Source organism: Nonomuraea insulae (assembly GCF_042656245.1).
The window spans coordinates 21444-38847 of sequence record NZ_JBHSPA010000097.1; the positions used below are offsets into that span (position 1 = coordinate 21444).

The following is a 17404-nucleotide window of genomic DNA, read 5'->3' on the forward strand; positions in this document are numbered from 1 at the left end:
CTCAATCGGCTGGCCGGTCGTGGACCGGAATCGGCTCAGCGAGCGCGGCGCGCCCGGGAGAGGCGGGGAAGGGGTCGGCGAAGTACTGGGTCTCGTGCGTGACGAGACCATCGGTGATCTCCATGACGCTGAGCGAGTAGGTGGGCACGCCGTCATAGGTGATGACGCACTCGCTCACCCAAAGGCCGCCGCCGCCCAGGATCCGGCGGATGGTGAAGTGGCGTTCGGCCGGGTGCCCGCCTCGTTGCGCCTGGATCCTTGACCGGCCTCTGAAGCGCTCGCCCGACTGCGGGTAGTCGAGGATCGCGTCCGCGGCGTAGATCGCGTGCTCAGCGTCGACGTCCCCGCGTTCGGAGGCCTCCCAATGGTGCTGGAGCCGAGCCCGGATCTCGGCTTCAGGATCGATTGCGCTGTCCACCCGTTGGCCCTCATGATCAGAAGGAATGTCGCCGCCTCGCACTGCAGATCCCACCTATCCCATCTTCCCAGGTCAGAGGGGTATAGACCAGTCACCCCCCAAGAACACCATCGAGTCGGGCGAGAAAATCGCCGGCACGGCCGCCCTCCAGGACAGCACCTGGAGGTATGCGGCACCCCGAGGTAAGGAGTGACGTGCAGTTCTCGTTCTTATCGCTGCTGGCCACAGCTCTCGTCCCGCTGATGGTGGGACCGGCTACGCCCACGACGTCCGCAGACCCCGCACCTTCCGAGAGCGTTAATCTCGCCCTTCTGCCGGGTGCGGTCGCCTCCGCCAAGTCTCAACGGATGACCAAGCCCGATGCGACGTACGCGCCCGCCAACGCCGTCGACGTCTTCGTCCACAACGGCTGGACCTCGAACTATGCGTCGGTCGGGGGCGGCTATGACCCGACTCGGGACTGGTTCCAGGTCAAGCTGGCCGAGCCCGCTCCGGTCTACGAGGTGTCCAGCCTCTGGACGTCTCCGGCCAAGCCGGCGGAGTACGACCTGCAGGTGGCCACGGACGCCGGCTGCCAGACGTGGTCGACGGTCGCCCACGTGGTGAATCCGAGCGACAGGGATTCCCAGGTGATCGATCGTAAGGACCCGATCTCCTGCGTCCGGATGCAGGCCCTGGCCACGAATTCCACGACCGGATACACGATCAACGAGTTCCAGGTGTGGTCCGGCCCCAAGCCGGCGCCGGTCGTGGGGCAGATCATTCCCGTGCCGGTGCGGCAGACGCCCGGCACCGGCCGGCCGTGGGAGCTCACGGCTGAATCCCGGATCGTGATCTCCGGCACCGGCCTCGCCGCCACGGCTGAGATTCTCGCGGGCTACCTGCGGCCGGCCACCGGGTTCAGGCTGCCCGTGGTGACAGGTCCCGCCGGCGCCGCCGATATCGCCCTCACCCTCGCGCCGGTGCCCGGGCTTCCCCAGGGCAACGAGGTCGCCGCGGCCGAAGGGTACTCTCTCACGGTGTCAAGCGCGGGCGCGGAGCTCGTGGCCCCGAAGGCGCACGGCCTGTTCAACGGCTTTCAGACCCTTCGGCAGTTGTTGCCGGCCGCGAGCTACTCGCCCACCAGCGGCATGGGGCCATGGACGGCACAGCCCACAACGGTCGTGGACTACCCCCGATACGCGCATCGAGGTCTCCAGCTCGACCCTGCCCGTAACTTCCTGACGGTGGCCGAGATCAGGTCCATGATCGACCAGCTGGCGGCGTTGAAGGGCGACCAACTGCACCTGCACCTGAGCGATTCCCAGTCCTGGCGCCTTGAGATCAAGGGCTACCCGGCGCTGGACGGCACCGGGTGCAACGGAGCGGCGTGCCTCGCGGGTTCCTACACGCAAGAGGACTTCAAGGGCCTGGTCAAGTACGCGGCCGACCGGTTCATCGAGATCGTCCCCGAACTGGAGGGCCCGGCCCACGCCACGGCGGTGGTCAGAGCGCTGGGCGGCCTCGCGGTCATGGGTTGCCAGGGCCAGACCCAGACCGACCGGTTCTGCACCGACCCGAACGACCCGGCCAGTGCGCGGGCCCTCGCGTTCTGGAGAGACGCGATCGCGCAGCTTGCCGCGATCTCTCCCGCCTCCGTCATCCACATCGGCGGGGACGAGGCCATCGGGATGCGCCACGAGGACTACAAGTGGTGGATCCGGCAGATGGAGATCATCGTCAACGACAACGGCAAGCGGATGATGGGCTGGAACCCAGCGCTGGAGGGATACGCAGCGAATTCCACCTCGATCAACCACTACTGGTCCGACTACACCGGCGGTGGGCCCCCGCTCATCAAGCCCGAGTGGTTCAACCAGGGCCGGGACGTCATCGTGACCCCGGAATACAACGCCTATCTCGACTTCGGGTACGACGGGTCCCCCGGCAGGACACCGCGGACGGAGCTTCTCCAGTCCTACTCGTGGGACCCGGAATGGGTGTACGAGAAGTACCGGTCGGTCTGGGCACAACCCGCCTACGGCGGGCCGAAGGCGGAGGACATCCTCGGTATCGAGGCGCCCATCTGGGGCGAGCAGATGCGTGGGCTGGCCACGAACGAGTACATGGTCTTCCCCCGGCTGGCCGGAATCCTGGAAAAGGCCTGGTCACCCAAGACACTCACCCAGGACTACGACGCGTATCGCCAGCGGCTCAGCGTGGCGGGACCCCGGTGGGCGTTCGCGAACGTGAACTTCGGCACCATCTCCCAGGTCACCTGGACTGCGGCGGCGATGGGGACGGTCGCCCGTTTAGGCGCGGACAAGACCCTGAGCAACGCGCCGCTGGCGCGGATGACCGCCGGCTCTATTCCGCCCGGCGAATTCGCGGCCGTGATCGATTGGGGCGACGGATCCCCGACGGAGCCGGCCGGCATCGCGGGACGCGATTACCTGGCGAGCCAACGGCAGGGCAGAGGCCTGATGTCGGTCAGCGGGAGCCACTCCTATCCAGCGGACCAGGTGTACCACGGAACGGTCACCTACCGTCATCAGGACCGGACCTGGGCGGTGTCGTTCATCGCGACCGGCGTCCCGTCCTGCACGAAGACGATCGCAGGGACGCACAGTGGCCCCTTGACCGTCACCTCGGGTGTCACGTGCCTCGATGACGCGACGATCACCGGATCCGTGACCGTGCGCACAGGTGCCGGGCTCTACGCGTCCGGGTCAGAAGTGCGCGGCCCGCTGACGGCGTCCGGGGCCGTCGGCGTGCTGCTCTGCGATACCACGGTGTCCGGGCCGGCCAGCCTGGCCAGTGGCACGCGGGTATGGCTCGGCAACCGCGACGGGGACTGCGCGCCGGCGACGATCAAGGGCCCGGTGAGCGTCACCGGCACGACGGGTCCTGTGACGATCGACGGCACGACTGTGGGTGGCCCGCTCGTCCTGCGGAACAACACAGCGACGACGATCGTCGCCGGTAACCACGTCGGCGGGCCACTGTCGTGCTCGGGGAATTTCCCTGCGCCGACCAACGCCGGGCGGCCGAACACCGTGTCCGGTCCGAAGTCGGGGCAGTGCGCCAGGCTGTAGCCGGTTCGGCCAGGCGGTGGTCAGTACGAAGCGCCTGTCGCAGCGCCCGTACCGTGGATGAAGGTTGTCGCGAGGGCCTCCGAAGCGCGTGCGACGAGGGCGACATCGGCGCCGACGAGCACGAAGCGCGCCCCCTCCTAGAGCTGGTTGCCCAGCTTGTACTCTTCGGTGTCGTCCTTGCGGGTGTAGGAGAAGCCGTCGGCGCCGATCGTGACCGCCATCTCGCTCGCGTCGGTGCGGGCCACGACGGGCTGCGGGTTGCCGTCGAGGTCCAGTACGAGCGAGGCATCGGTGTACCAGCTGGGCACGACGGGATTGCCCGAGACGCCGTGGCGGCCGGGGCCGCGCTCGATGGCGTCGGAGCGGCGCAGCGCGCCGAGCTTGTCGCAGATGGCCAGGATGTTGTGCTTCTCGTGCGTGGCGAACGCGACGTGGTGCATCCGGGGACCGTCGCCGCCCGTGGTCGCGGTGTCGTGGACGGTGGGCTTGCGGCGCATCCATGCGGCGTAGACGACGCCGTCCGCGTCCTGGATGTCCTCCGTGACGCGGAACCCGAGGTCCTGGTAGTGGCGCACGGCCTTGGGCACGTCGGGCGTGACCTGGTTGAAGTGGTCGAGGCGTACGAGGGCGCCGGGCGTGTGGAGGTCGTAACGCCAGGCGAGGCGCTCGACGTGCTCGACGGCGTAGAAGAACTCGTACGGGAAGCCGAGCGGGTCCTCCACGCGCACGGAGTCGCCGATGCCCTTGACGAAGCCGTCCTCCCGGCGCTCGACGCGGCATCCCAGCTCCCGGTAGAAGGCGACGGCCCTGTCGAGGTCTTCGGGGGTGCGGACCCGGTAGGAGAACGCCGCGACGGCGGCGACGGGCCCCTTGCGCAGCACGAGGTTGTGGTGGATGAACTCCTCGAGCGAGCGCAGGTAGATCGTCTCGTCGTCCTCCTCCGTGACGGTCAGGCCCAGCACGTCGACGTAGAACTCGCGGGAGGCGGCGAGGTCGGTGACAGTTGTCGTGGCCGACGACCCCGGCGCGCCGATCGTGCAGGAGGAGGTGTTCGGGCCCGTGCTCGCGATTCAGCCGGCCGGCGGCGAAGCGCACGCGATCGAGCTCGCCGAAGGGACCCGGTTCGGCCTCATCGCCCGCGTGTGGACCGACGACGACGCCCGCTTCGACAGCGTCGCCCGGCAGCTTCGTGTCGGCGGCGTGATACAGAACGACGCTCCGACGGTGTGGGACGCGCCGTTCGGAGGGGTCAAACACTCCGGGTACGGGCGCGAGCGCGGTGTCCACGGTGTCGAGGAGTACCTCGTTCTGAAGTCTCTGCAGCGTGGAGCGTCAAAAGGCTGAGGCCCGGCCGTCATCCCTGGGGCACTCTGCCTACGGCACGCTTGAACTCGGGGCACTCGACCAGCGGATCATGCTCGCACACGGCCGCGTGGCGAAGGCTGTCGCGCAGCCGGGTGAGCTGGGAGACGCGCTCGTCCACCTCACGCTCCTTGGCGGCCATGCGCTCACGCAGCCGCGTGTCGGACGGCTTGGCCCGCAGGAACTCGGCGATCTCCGACAACGTGAACCCGGCGTCGCGGGCGCACGTGATGAGCGCCAGACGGTCGAGCGTCTCCGGCCGGTACGCCCGCCGCAGCCCGTTCCGCCCTTCGGCCTCTATGAGCCCCTTGCGTTCGTAGAAGCGCAGCGCCGACGCGGCCAGCCCGGTCCGCCTGGACACCTCGCCGATGTCCACCAACATGTCGTCCACGACGTCGACTCCTTGACTTGAACCACGCTTCAAGTTGCAGTCTAGTCGGCATGCGAATTCATCACCTCAACCTCGGTTCCATGCGCGAGATCGACGCGCTCGACGGCTCCGCGCCCGCCCGCGCGGTCTGCCACGCCCTCCTGATCGAGACCCCCGCCTCCGGGCTCGTGCTGGTGGAGGCAGGGCTCGGCCTGGACGACGTGGCCAAGCCGGCCGAGTCGCTCGATCGCGAGTGGGCGGAGCTGGTCGGACCGGTGCTCGCGCCCGCCGAGACGGCCGTGCGGCAGGTCGCCGCGCTCGGGCACGATCCCGCCGACGTACGCCACATCCTGCTCACCCATCTGGACGTCGACCACAGCGGCGGGCTGCCCGACTTCCCGCACGCCCAGGTGCACGTCATGGAGGCGGAGCTGGAGGACGCCCTGGCGCAGGCGCCGAACCGGCGCTACCGTCCTGGCCACTGGGCGCACGGGCCCCGCTGGCAGACCTATCCGGGCACGGGCACGCGCTGGCTCGGCGTGGACGGGGTACGCCCGGCTGCGGGCCTGCCGGAGGACATCCTGCTCGTCCCGCTCGGCGGACACACGCGCGGGCACGCCGGGGTGGCGGTCAACGACGGCGAGCGCTGGTTGCTGCACGCCGGGGACGCGTACTTCTACCACGGCGAGTTGTCGCGCACGCCCCGGTCGCATCCGCTCTTCGACGTGGTCCAGCTCGACGCGCAGGTGGATCCGGAACGCCGCGTGTCCAGCCAGGAGACGCTGCGCTCGCTCGCGCACGACCACGGAGTGCGGGTCATCTCCGCCCACGACCCTTGGGAGCTGGCCGAATACACCGGGTAAGGGCGCAGTCGGCGCACCCGCCGGCCGGGGCCGGCGGGTGCCCGGTACTACTGGAGGTTCCAGTGCTGGTCCACCCAGTCAGCGTTGCACGTCGTCGTGATCGCCGGGGATTGACCGGTGCCGCGAGCGGCCAGGCAATTGAGCGAGGCGCGGTTCTGCCACCGGTGGCCCGTCGCCCCGTCGTACAGGTAAATCCAGTGCTGGTCCCGCCACTCGTGGCCGGTGTCCCGGTCGCAGGTGGTCGCGATCGCCTGGACCTCGCCGGAGCCACGTGCGGCCAGGCACAGGTTCAGCTCCTGGTTCCTGAGGCGGTAGATGTCCGTGCCGCTGACCACTTTCTCCAGTGTCCAGTGCTGGTCGGGCCAGTCCCTGCCGACCTGGTAGTCACACGTGGTCTGGATGGCCGGCCGTTCGCCTGTGCCTGCTCGTGCGGCCAGGCACAGTCCTGAGTTCTGGTTGCGGATGCGGGTGGTGGCGAGAGCGGTGTTCGTACCGCTGGAGGTCAGTTCGAGGCGCCCGCCGGCCGGCGCCGGCGTCACCAGCGAGGTGAGCAGCGTGAGCAGGGCGGCCGCGGTCGCGGCCCGGACACATGCTTTCACCGATTTGTGCACGTTCATCTCCCTTGTTGTCGGGGGTGAGAGCGCGGGGGAGGGGAGACGTGCGCCCCCCGTCGGCGCCGTCTGTCTGCGGGTCTCCGCAGGCCGCCCCTGGCCCGCACCCTCTGGTCTAAGGCGCGCAGGGTTTGTCCGGCACGGTTGGCGCGGCAGGACAAACAACGCCGGACAATGTGGCAAAGGGGCTCTGCCGCCGCGTCGAAGGGAACACACAGGATGGGACGACCGGAACGACCCTTGGATCCCCAGGACGGCCCGGTGCAGTCGCTGGCGTGGGAGTTGCGGCGATTACGGGAGCAGGCGGGCAGTCCCAGCTATCGCCGGTTGTCGCAGCGGGCTCATTTCTCGGCCAGCACCCTGGCGGAGGCGGCCAAGGGGGAGCGGCTGCCCTCCCTGGCGGTGACGCTGGCGTACGTCACGGCCTGCGGCGGCGATCCCGCCGAGTGGGAGGCACGGTGGAGGGCAGCGGCGCGTGAGCCGGCCGCCCCCGAGGTCCTTGACGACCCCGCGGACGGCGAGATGTCCCCGTATCCGGGGTTGGTGGCGTTCCAGCCGGAACAGGCGGAGCTGTTCTTCGGCCGCGCCCGCCTCGTCGGCGAAGTGCTGGACAGGGCGGCACTCCGGTCGGTGGTCGCGGTCTTCGGCGCGTCGGGCAGCGGCAAGTCCTCCCTTCTGCGGGCGGGAGTGGTGGGACGGATCGCGCGGGAGCCGCGGCTGTCGGCGCGATGGCGAGTGGTCCTGATGACGCCTACCGCGGCTCCCATGGAGGCCCTGGCGCAGCAGGTGGCCAAGCTGGCCGGCACGGACGCGCCGGCGGGGTTGGGCGAGGACCCGTCCGCTCTGGACGTGGCGATCCGCAACGTGCTGGCCACCGGGCCGGACGATGTACGGGTCCTGCTGGTCGTCGACCAGTTCGAGGAGGTGTTCACGCTGTGCGCGCGGGAGGACGAGCGGGTCCGCTTCGTCGAGGCGCTGGTCGACGCCGCGCGCGGCCCGGGGCGACGGGCGACGATGGTGCTGGGGGTGCGCGCCGACTTCCTGCCGCATCTCACGCAGTACCCCGGGCTGGTCGAGGTGCTGGCGCACGACGGCCAGATCCTGGTCGGGCTGATGCCGGAGGAGGAGCTGCGGGAGGTCATCGTCATGCCCGCCGCGGGCGCGGGGCTGAGCGTGGACGCCGACCTCCTCGCCACGCTGCTGGCCGAGGCGGCGGCCGAGCCGGGCGCGTTGCCGCTGATCTCGCACGCGCTCCGCGAGACATGGCGGCACCGTACGGGCTCCGCGCTGACCCTGGACGCCTACCGCGGCACCGGCGGCGTACGCGGCGCGATCGCCCAGAGCGCCGAGGAGACCTACGACGCCTTCACCGCCGGGCAGCGGCGGACGTGCCGGGCCGTGCTGCTGCGGCTGTGCGCGCTCGGCGAGGGCACGGAGGACACCCGCCGGCCCATCGCCCGCTCCGAGCTGGACGGCGTGGCCGACGCCTCGCTGACCACCACCGTGCTGCGCGGCCTGGTCGCCGCCCGGCTCGTGGTCGTGGACGGCGACACGGTGGAGCTGGCCCACGAGGCGCTGATCCGGGCCTGGCCACGCCTGCACCGCTGGCTCACCGACGACCGGGCCGACCTGGTGGTGCACCGGCGGCTGACCGAGGCCGCCCTCGTCTGGGACTCGCTGGACCGCGACCAGGGCGCCCTGTATCGCGGAGCCCAGCTGGAGGCCGCCGCGGCGTGGGCCGAGCGCCATCCCCAGGAGCCGAACCTGCTGGAGCGGGCGTTCCTGCGGGCCGGCCACGAGCTGCGGCAGGCGGAGGAGCGGACCGCGCGGCGCCGGATCCGCCTGCTGCGCCGGCTGCTCGTCGCGATGGCGGTGCTGCTGGTCCTGGCGCTGCTTGGCGGCGTGACGGCCGTACGGAGCGGCATCGAGGCCCGCGAGCAACAGGTGATCACGCTGGCCCGGCACCTGTCGGGGGAGTCGCGGCTGCTGTCCTCCACCGACCCCGATCTGGCCGCGCTGCTGGCGATCGCCGCCTTCCGCCTGCACCCCGACGCCGAAAGCAGGGGCAGCCTGCTCAGCGCCGCCGCGGTACCGCGCAGGACCCAGCTCGACACCGGCGAAAGGGGCGCCTACGGCCTGGACTTCAGCCGGGACGGCACGCTGCTCGCAGCCGCGCAGGACGGCGGGGACATCAGCCTGTGGTCGCCGCGGACCCGTACCCGGGTGGCCACGCTCGCCGGACCCGGCTTCTACGCCTTCCGCGCGGCCTTCAGCGACGACGCGCGACGGCTCACCACCGCCAGCCTCACCTCTGACGGCGGGCTGATCACCGTCTGGGACGTGCCGGCCCGCCGCAGGCTGGCCGAGCGGACGTTCGCCGTAGCCCCGCTCGCGATAGACCTGAGCCCGGACGGCACGACGGTCGCGGTCGGCACCGGGAACGGGGAGATCGCGCTGTGGGACTGGGCGCGCGACTCGTGGGTGGCGCACCCGCGCCAAGGGCGGACCGAGCCGATCCGCGAGCCGATCCGCGCGCTCGCCTACAGCCCCGACGCGCGGCTGCTGGTGTCGGTGGGCCTCACCAGCGGGAAACCGGTCGTGTGGGACGCGGCGACGGTCACGCCGCAGGCCGAGCTCGATGCCGAGGAGGTGCACGAGCTGACGTTCGCCACGGCGGGCAGGACGCTGGCCACGACCTCCGACCGCAAAGGCGTCCTGCTGTGGGACCTGGACGAACCCGCCAAGCCCCGGATGACCTGGCGCCTGCCCGGGAGGCCGACCTACGCCTGGAGCATCTCCGCCCCCGTACGGGGCAGGATCGCCGTGGCCGACGAGAACGGGGCCGTCACCGTCTGGGACATCCCCCGCCGCGAGCCGGTGTTCAGCTACCAGGACAGGGGCCTCACCGAGACCGCGGCGATCGCGCTGTCCGAGGACGGCAGCACCTTGGCCATCGCCGGTTTCGGCAGGCACATCACGCTGCACAGTCCGATCCTGCCGCCGTTCGCCGGGCACACCACCCCCGTGAACGACCTGGCGGCCGGCGGGCGGGCGATCGCCTCGGCCGGGGACGACCGCACCGTGCGGCTGTGGGATTCCGGTGGGCGGCAGGTGAGCGTACTGACCGGTCACGGCGACCAGGTGATGGCCCTGGCGCTCAGCGGGAACGGCAGCCTGCTGGCCGCGCTGACCCGCGACCACACCGTCACCCTGTGGGACGTCGCCACCCTGCGGCGGCGCGGGCAGGCGATCCGCTTCACCGGCATGGGCGCCGCCACCGACGTGGCGCTGGACGCGACCGGCGACCGGGTCGCGGCGACGGCCGTGCGGCAGTTCCTGTGGGATCGAGGCGCCGAGGTCCCCGCCGCCGGCGGGTCCGCGGGCGACACGGTCTCGGCGGTCGCCTTCGTCCCCGGCGGGCGGCTGCTGGTGTTCGGGTGCCCGAACGGCAGGCTCATCGTCCGCGACCTGGCCACGGGCAGGGACCACCAGGTGATCGAGACGGGGCAGGGCGCGGTGCAGGACGTGGCGATCAGCCCGGACGGCAGGCTCGCCGCCACGGCCGGGGCCGATCGCACGGTCAAACTCTGGTCCCTCGCCGACGGCGCGCCCGTCGCCACGCTGGGCGGGCAGAGCAGGCCGGTCTCCGCGGTCGGCTTCAGCCCGGACGGGCGGCGCCTGGCCGCGGCGAGCGAGGACCAGACCGTCCAGGTGTGGGACGTCGCGAGCCGGCGGCGCACGGAGATCCTCTCAGGTCACCAGTCCGCGATCAGGTCGCTGGCGTTCCTCGCCGACAACTCGCTGATCGCGGGCGCGGACGACGGCCGGATCATCCGCTGGGCCTTCGACGCGGACGCGGCGGTGGCGGTGCTGTGCCGGGCGGTGGGGCGGGATCTGACGGAACGGGAGTGGCGGGCGTACGACGCGTTCATCACGCCCGAACCCGTGTGCTGATGGCGGGAACGCTCTCTAGCGCACGGAGCAGATCGCCGATCCGATCACCGAGGTCACCGCGTCGGGGTGGGAGATCAGTGTCAGGTGTGATCCGCCCTGGAACGTGGTGACTTTCGAGTGGGCCCGGCCGGCCATGGACCTCTGCGAGTCCGGGGTGATGATGCGATCGCCGGTGCTGATGAAGTACCAGGACGGGATGGTCTTCCACGCGGCGGCTTTCGACGGGGTCATGAATGCGCTGGTCGAGGCTGCTCGCTGGGCGGCCCACAGGCGTACGGCGGTCTCCCGTGGCAGGTCGGAGCCGAAGGAGCGGACGAAGGGGTCCTGCTTGAGATACAGGTCGTTGGCTCCTTGGGGTGCTCCCGCGTAGGGCACCGTGTCGTAGAGCGAGTCCGGGTTCGCGCTGAGGGCGGAGCCGGATCCGCTGAGCCGGGCGGTGGTCTCCCCGATCTCCGGGGCGGCGGCGTCGACGTACACGAGCGCTTTGACGCCGGGGACGTTCGCGGCGGCGTTCGTGATCACCGAGCCTCCGTAGGAGTGGCCGGCGAGCACGATCGGGCCGTGAACGGTTTTCAGGAAGTCGGCGACGGTTTCGGCGTCGCTGGTCAGGTCGCGGAGCGGATTGGCGATGGCGCGCACGACATAGCCCGCCCGTCGCAGGGCGTCCGCCTCGCCGTTCCAGCTGGAGGCGTCGGCCCAGGCTCCGTGGACCATGACGACCGTCGGCTTGGCCTGGCCCGGTGACCGGCAGGGCAGGGGGGCGGTGAGGGCGGATGCCGCCGTGGCCGCCTGGGCGCCGACCGCCGGCATGGTGACCACGGTGAACGCCGCCATGAAGGTCATCATCGTCCCACGGCGTGAAGCTGACATCTCGTCCCCTAGCGCTGGCGGCCTGTGACTCGGGTCTGCTGCCTCGAACGGCGTGGAGGTAACTCAAAGGGGACTAAAGACTGCTTATGGCCGCGGCCGCAGTCGTCATCTACACCGCCGTACGGATGGCGATCCGCCACAGCAGGTGACGGTTCGGCCGGTCCGTCAACCGCGGGCGAGCTCGGCGGCGGTGCGGAGCAGGTCGGGCACGTCGGCGGCCGGGTCGTCGCGGACCACTGCGACGTCGAGCCCGCTGTCGGCCAGCCGCGCCAGATAACGGGCCGCGTCGGCGCGGGATCCGGCGGCGGTGAACAGATCCAGCACCTGGTCGTCGACCAGGTCGACGCGCGGCGCACCGTCGCGCCAGCCCTGCCGGAACGCCGTGCGGAGCTCGGGGTCGAGCCCCGCCGTCCGGGTGATCTCGTGGTCGCCGTGCACGCCCAGGTACGTCGCCACGCCGAGCCGGGCACGATCGCGCGCGGCCGCCGGATCTCCGTCGTCCACCGACAGGCCGACGTACGCCGAGAGCTCGACACCGGCGCCGGCCCGCTCCCGGACCGACGCGACGTACGGCGGTGCGGACAGGATCGACAGCAGCAGCCCGTCGGCGCGGTCCGCCGCCATCGCCATCGCCTTCGGTCCCTTGACGCCCAGCACGATCGGGGGACGGGTGCGCGGTGGCGTGAAGGCGAGCGTCGTGTCCACGGTGAAGTGCTCGCCGGTGAACCGCACGTGCTCGCCGGTCATCATCGCGCGGATCACGTCGACGGCCTCGGCGAGCCGCCCGATCGGCCGGTCGAACGGGATCCCGAGCTGGTCGGTCATCCATCGCGAGTTGCTCGCGCCGAGCCCGAGCAGGGACCGTCCGCCGCTGATCTCCTCGAGCGCGGCGAACTCCATGGCGATGACCGCGGGGTGCCGGGTGAACGGGTTCACCACACCGATGCCGACCTTGATCCGTCCGGTCGCGGCCGCGATGGCGCCGGCGAGGGTGAACGCGCCGCGCTCGCAGTAGTCCTCGGTGACCCAGACGCTCTCGTACCCCGCGTCCTCGGCCGCGCGCGCGATCTGGACGGCGGAGGACGCCGTACGGTGACCGGAGATCGAGAACGCGAGCCTCATCGCAGCGCCAGGTCCAGCGCGGCCGGCGTGGGCTCGATCACCGGCACGTCGGGCAGCGCGGCCGCCGTGGCGCCGACGTCCTTCAGCCCCGTCGACGTGCCGAGCAGCACGGCCGTCGCGTCCGCGGCGACCTCACCCCGCGCGACCAGCTCCTCCAGGGCCACCAGTGTGGTGATCGAGGACGCTTCGAGGTAGAGCCCCGCCTCGGTGCCGAACCGGCGCTGAGCGTCGAGGATCCGCTCGTCGTCAGGAACGGCGACGGCATGCCCCGAGGTGGCGCGCAGCGCGGCCAGCCCCTGGTACGTGCCGAACGGCGAGGCGATCGAGAACGCCACGGAAGGTGCGGCCGGGACCGGTCCCGCGACCTCGGCGCCGCGGGCGAGCGCGTCCCGGTGCGGCCCGAACGGCTCGGCCGCGACCAGCCGGGGCAGCCGGTCCGCGACGCCGAGCGCGACCAGGTCGGCGAAGCCGCGCCAGATCCCGGTCAGGCCGTCGGCGTAGGCCACCGGTACCACGACGAACTCGGGGACCCTGCCGAGGTCGGCGACGATCTCGTAGGCGATGCTCTTGTAACCGTCCAGCCCGTAGCTGATCGAGCCGACGGGCGGGCTGGCGTGACCGGACATCGGCAACCAGCCGCGCTCCTCCGTCAGCCGGCGCATCAGCACCCAGCGGTCGGGCGCGCGGTCCAGGGCCACCACGTCGGCGCCGAACACCTGCATCAGCGTCTTCATGGTGCTCGGCACGGAGGCGACGGTGAGAACGACACACTTCAGGCCGGCCCGGGCCGCGTACGCCGCGACCGCCGCGCCGTGGTTGCCGGTACTGGCCACCACGACCGCCTCCACGCCCAGTTCGACGGCCTTGGTCGTCGCGACGGCCGCGAGCCGGTCCTTGTACGACCAGGTCGGATTGCGCGTCTCATCCTTGACGTAGACCGCGTCGAGGCCCAGGCGTTCGGCTGTCGCCGGCAGCGCGACGAGCGGGGTCCCGCCCTCGCCCAGGCTCACCGCGGCCGTGTCGTCGCGGAGCGGGAGCAGCGCCCGGTGCCGGAACAGGCCCGGCTGGCTGTCGTCGGCCGGGATCTCGCCGAGCGCCGGGATCTCGTAGTCGGCGACCAGGTTCGCGGGCACGCCGTCGTGCTCGCACGCCGGGCAGCCGCGGCCGAGCAGTTCGATACTGGGATCGGGGTAGTGCCGCTTGCAGCGCAGGCAGCTGAGCCGGTTGAGGTAGTGCTTCGTCACGCGTCCACCACCAGGAGCTCACGGGGTGACTCGATGAAGCGCTCGACGCCGTCGTCGGTCACCACGAGCGTGTCCTCGACCATCATCCCGCCCCAGCCGATCTCGTAGTACGGCGTCTCGAAGCAGAAGGTCATCCCAGGCTCGACAGGTGTGCCGACACCGGGTGCGATGATCGGCGGCTCGTACACCGCGGCGCCGATGCCGTGCCCGCAGTGCTGGCGGCGGTAGTGGCCGATGCCACCGCGGCGGACCGAGTCCATGGCCACGTCGAACAGCTCCTCGGCGGGGACGCCCGGCTTGGCCAGCGCGAGCTGCTGGTCGAGGCCGTCGAGGATGGCGGCGTACCGGCTCGCCTGCGTCGCGTCGGGCGCGCCCAGCACCGCGGTACGGCCGATGTCGGACCAGTAACCGGCGTACAGGCAGCCCACGTCGAACCTCGCCAGCTCGCCGGGACGCCAGGCACGCTCACCCGCGTGGGCGTCGGCGAGGGCGGAGCGCGGGCCGGTGGTTACGACCAGGAAGCGGGGCTCGGCGCCGCCGGCGATCATGACCTGGGCCACGGTCCCGGCCAGTTCGCGCTCGGTGATCCCCGGAGCGGCGGCGTCGATCGCGGCCTCCACGCCGGCGAGCGCGAGCCGTGCCGCGTACCGCAGCAGCTCGATCTCGCCGGGCAGCTTCACACCCCGCACGGCGGCGATCCAGCCGGCGGCGTCGACCGCGCCGGGCAGCTCCACGGCGGCGAGGCTCTCGACCCCGAAGCGGATCGAGTCACCCGTGGCCTCGATGACGGTGGCCAGCGCGGACGGCAGATCCGGGTGCCGGTCGGCCATCGCGGCGAGCGGGGAGCCCGTGGCCGTCTCGAAGTAGAAGCGGCCGAACGGAACCAGGCGGTCCTCAGGGAGGCCCAGGTCAGCGGCCGGTGCGGTGTCGGCGGCGGGGCAGACCAGCCAGAGGTCGTCCGCGGTCACCACCGCCGCCATCGCGTGGGCACGGAACAGCGGCGTCGCCACGGCCCGGTATCCGGTGGCGTAGAAGACGCTCTCCGGGGTGGTGAGCACCACGGCGTCGAAGGGGGCGCCGGTCAGTGCGGACCGCAGCCGCCGCAGCCGCTGCGCCGCCAGCTCTGCCTGGTCGACGGCTGGGACGCCGGGCGTCCCCGTCACACGCTCAGTCACATGATCACCTCACTGAACTCGCTCATCGCGTCGATGGTCTCCTCCACGGTGTTGGCGGCGAACAGCAGGCCGGCGAGGGTGTCGACGCCCGCCGCGCGGTACGCCTCCACCCGCTCGCGGATGCTCTCCGGGGTACCGATCAGGTTGCGGGTCGCCAGGTCCTCGACGCCCTGATCCTTCAGCGTGGTCTTCGACAGCGAGACCATGTGGTTGTGCAGTTGCGAGGCGCGGAACTTCTGCCACGCCTGCTCCATGGTCGGCGCCACGCAGACCGCGAGCTGCAGGGCGACCTCGAAACCGGCCGGCAGGCCGTCGCGTGCCGCCTCGGCCTGGGCGCGGATGTCGTCGACGCCCCGGGCGACCTCCGCCGGGGTGAGGCAGGCCGGCAGCCAGCCGTCGCCGTACAGCGCGGCCCGGGTCCGCGAGGCCGGCGCGTTCCCACCCGACAGGATCGGCAGCGTCGACACCGGCTTGGGGTAGGACTCCACGTCCTCGAACGACACCCAGCGGCCCTGGTAGCTCGCCCGGCGCTGGGTGAACAGCGCCTTGAGCGCCTGGATCGCCTCGGCCGCGTGCTCGCCCCGGTTCAGCTTGGCGCCGGGGTTCATCGCGGTGAACTCCTCGCGGTACGCGCCGATCCCGACGCCGAGGACGGCGCGCCCGCCGGACAACCGGTCCAGCGTCGCGGCCTGCTTGGCGGCCACCACCGGGTTGCGGAACGGCAGCACCATGATCGCGGTGGCCAGCCGGATCCGCTCGGTGACGGCCGCGACATAGCTGAGGTACCCGAACGGGTCGTAGTAGCGGGGCGGCTGCGCGAACTCCTCCCGCACGTACGCCTGGGTCGTCACGTGGTCGTTGCCCCAGACCGAGTCGAAGCCCAGCCGCTCGGCCTCGAGCGCGAGCCGGACCGCCTGGTCGATGTCGGCATACGGCACCGGGTACATCAGGCCTTCCGTGCCGGTCGGCACGCCGAGTCCGAACCTCATGACGCGTCTCCAATCTGCAGGGCGGGCGAGTTCGCGCGGCGCTTGACCAGGATCACGCCCCAGCCGAGTACCGCGTAGATCACGAAACCGAACACCAGGCCCTCGATCGGGTCGGCGAGCAGCACGTCGGTGATCTTCGACAGGACGGCGGCGGCCAGCCACGCGACCAGCGCCTCGACTCGTACCGCGGGTGCCGTCCGCAGCAGCTCACGGCCGGAGCTGTGCCGCGCCAGCACCCAGAAGTGGGCGATCAGCACACCGGCGAACGGCGGTGCGACCAGCCCGATGATGGTCAGGAACGTCAGGAACGAGTTCGCCAGCCCGCTGAACGCCACGACGACCGCGATCACGATCGACACGAGTGTCCAGACCGGCTTGCTGAGTCGCAGCCGGATACTGCTCGACGCGTTGGTGAACGCCAGCGAGGCCGAGTACAGGTTGTTGTCCGCGGTGTTCCACAGCGCCAGCACCAGCATCACCGCGGCCGGCGCCAGCAGTCCGAGGCCCTGCATGACGAGCACGAAGTTGCTGTTGCCGACCTTCATCGCCGAGATCGTGGCGATCGTCTCGAACACCCCGGCGCCGACGATGAACCCGCAGAAACCCGAGATCAGCACGTCTCGCGGACGTTTCGCGTACCTGGCCACGTCACCGACGAGCGCGGCGCCGGTGACCCAGGTCGCGATCACCGCTCCGACCGCGCTGGCGAACCCGATCGGAGCCACCGGCACGTGCTGGAGAACGTCGGCGAAGCCGCCGTCGCCTCCGCCGATCTTGACCAGCGCCACCAGCGCGATGCCGATCTCGATGGGCACCGCGACCGCCGAGAACCGGACCAGGCCCTTGATCCCGAAGATCGACGTGGACGTGATCGCGACCGCGAAGGCGAGCACGAACGCCCAGGGGGGCACCGCGGGGATGAGCTTGCTGACCGCGCCGCCCCAGGTGTCCATCAGTACGCCGATGAAGCCCATCGCGATGACACCGAGCATCAGTGACACCAGTGCCGCGCCGTGCCGGCCGAAGACCGCCCGGGCCGCCAGATAACTGGACAGCCCGGTTCGGTAACCGACGAGCCCGACCAGTACGGCGACGACCGCCAGCACGAGGTTGCCGACCACGATCGCCGCCATCCCCTCGCCGAACGTCGTGCCGCCGCCGACGACACCGCCCACCAGGAAGCTGCTGACGCTGATGTTCCAGCCGATCTGGATGATGATCATCTGCAACAGGGACTTGCGACGGTCTCTCGGCACCGGCTCGAGCGCGTGGTCGTCGAGATCGGTGGCCAGTGTGCTCTGGTCCGCCGTCTGTGTGCTCATCGCATCTCCCATGCCCGTATTGTGCTGTTC

Annotated in this window: 14 protein-coding genes; 4 read left to right on the top strand and 10 right to left on the bottom strand. The window is 71.2% G+C overall.

Going from position 1 to position 17404, the window contains the following annotated elements:
* Position 1 precedes the first annotated feature (1 nt).
* On the bottom strand, positions 2-418 hold the full coding sequence (locus tag ACFPZ3_RS58745) for a nuclear transport factor 2 family protein (RefSeq protein WP_379523166.1): 417 nt from the start codon (positions 416-418) through the stop codon (positions 2-4).
* Between the two features lie 347 nt (positions 419-765).
* Here ACFPZ3_RS58745 and ACFPZ3_RS58750 point away from each other — a divergent pair, with 347 nt between their 5' ends.
* On the top strand, positions 766-3492 hold the full coding sequence (locus tag ACFPZ3_RS58750; RefSeq protein ID WP_379523167.1) for a family 20 glycosylhydrolase: 2727 nt from the start codon (positions 766-768) through the stop codon (positions 3490-3492).
* Between the two features lie 137 nt (positions 3493-3629).
* Here ACFPZ3_RS58750 and ACFPZ3_RS58755 read toward each other — a convergent pair whose 3' ends face one another.
* A complete protein-coding gene (locus tag ACFPZ3_RS58755) occupies positions 3630-4526 on the bottom strand; it encodes a VOC family protein (protein WP_465263603.1) in 897 nt (298 codons plus the stop codon).
* Between ACFPZ3_RS58755 and ACFPZ3_RS58760 the strand changes: the two genes are divergently transcribed.
* The gene (locus ACFPZ3_RS58760; protein WP_379523168.1) at positions 4501-4836 is read left to right on the top strand and encodes an aldehyde dehydrogenase family protein; all 336 of its coding nucleotides are present in this window, start codon (positions 4501-4503) and stop codon (positions 4834-4836) included. The genes ACFPZ3_RS58755 and ACFPZ3_RS58760 overlap by 26 nt on opposite strands.
* A 10-nt stretch (positions 4837-4846) precedes the next feature.
* Here the strand turns inward: ACFPZ3_RS58760 and ACFPZ3_RS58765 are convergent, their stop codons facing one another.
* A complete protein-coding gene (locus ACFPZ3_RS58765) occupies positions 4847-5236 on the bottom strand; it encodes a MerR family transcriptional regulator (RefSeq protein ID WP_379523258.1) in 390 nt (129 codons plus the stop codon).
* A 59-nt stretch (positions 5237-5295) separates the two neighbouring features.
* Between ACFPZ3_RS58765 and ACFPZ3_RS58770 the strand changes: the two genes are divergently transcribed.
* Complete coding sequence (locus ACFPZ3_RS58770) at positions 5296-6087, top strand: MBL fold metallo-hydrolase (protein WP_379523169.1); 792 nt, start codon at positions 5296-5298, stop codon at positions 6085-6087.
* 47 nt (positions 6088-6134) lie between these two features.
* Here the strand turns inward: ACFPZ3_RS58770 and ACFPZ3_RS58775 are convergent, their stop codons facing one another.
* Positions 6135-6698: an RICIN domain-containing protein gene (locus tag ACFPZ3_RS58775; protein WP_379523170.1), complete on the bottom strand. Its 564-nt coding sequence runs from the start codon at positions 6696-6698 to the stop codon at positions 6135-6137.
* Between the two features lie 240 nt (positions 6699-6938).
* Here ACFPZ3_RS58775 and ACFPZ3_RS58780 point away from each other — a divergent pair, with 240 nt between their 5' ends.
* Complete coding sequence (locus tag ACFPZ3_RS58780) at positions 6939-10652, top strand: WD40 repeat domain-containing protein (RefSeq protein WP_379523171.1); 3714 nt, start codon at positions 6939-6941, stop codon at positions 10650-10652.
* A gap of 15 nt (positions 10653-10667) precedes the next feature.
* Here ACFPZ3_RS58780 and ACFPZ3_RS58785 read toward each other — a convergent pair whose 3' ends face one another.
* From ACFPZ3_RS58785 to ACFPZ3_RS58810, 6 genes are all read right to left on the bottom strand, one after another.
* A complete protein-coding gene (locus ACFPZ3_RS58785; RefSeq protein WP_379523172.1) occupies positions 10668-11486 on the bottom strand; it encodes an alpha/beta hydrolase in 819 nt (272 codons plus the stop codon).
* Between the two features lie 201 nt (positions 11487-11687).
* The gene (locus ACFPZ3_RS58790) at positions 11688-12644 is read right to left on the bottom strand and encodes an LLM class flavin-dependent oxidoreductase (protein ID WP_379523173.1); all 957 of its coding nucleotides are present in this window, start codon (positions 12642-12644) and stop codon (positions 11688-11690) included.
* Positions 12641-13888, bottom strand: coding sequence for a threonine synthase (locus ACFPZ3_RS58795; protein ID WP_379523174.1), 1248 nt, complete (start codon positions 13886-13888; stop codon positions 12641-12643). The genes ACFPZ3_RS58790 and ACFPZ3_RS58795 overlap by 4 nt, the downstream gene beginning before the upstream one ends.
* Positions 13885-15063, bottom strand: coding sequence for a M24 family metallopeptidase (locus ACFPZ3_RS58800; protein ID WP_379523175.1), 1179 nt, complete (start codon positions 15061-15063; stop codon positions 13885-13887). Before ACFPZ3_RS58800 ends, ACFPZ3_RS58795 begins: the two co-directional genes overlap by 4 nt.
* Positions 15060-16052, bottom strand: a complete 993-nt coding sequence (locus ACFPZ3_RS58805) for an LLM class flavin-dependent oxidoreductase (RefSeq protein ID WP_379523176.1) — start codon at positions 16050-16052, stop codon at positions 15060-15062. The genes ACFPZ3_RS58800 and ACFPZ3_RS58805 overlap by 4 nt, the downstream gene beginning before the upstream one ends.
* On the bottom strand, positions 16049-17374 hold the full coding sequence (locus ACFPZ3_RS58810; protein ID WP_379523177.1) for a cytosine permease: 1326 nt from the start codon (positions 17372-17374) through the stop codon (positions 16049-16051). Before ACFPZ3_RS58810 ends, ACFPZ3_RS58805 begins: the two co-directional genes overlap by 4 nt.
* Positions 17375-17404 lie beyond the last annotated feature (30 nt).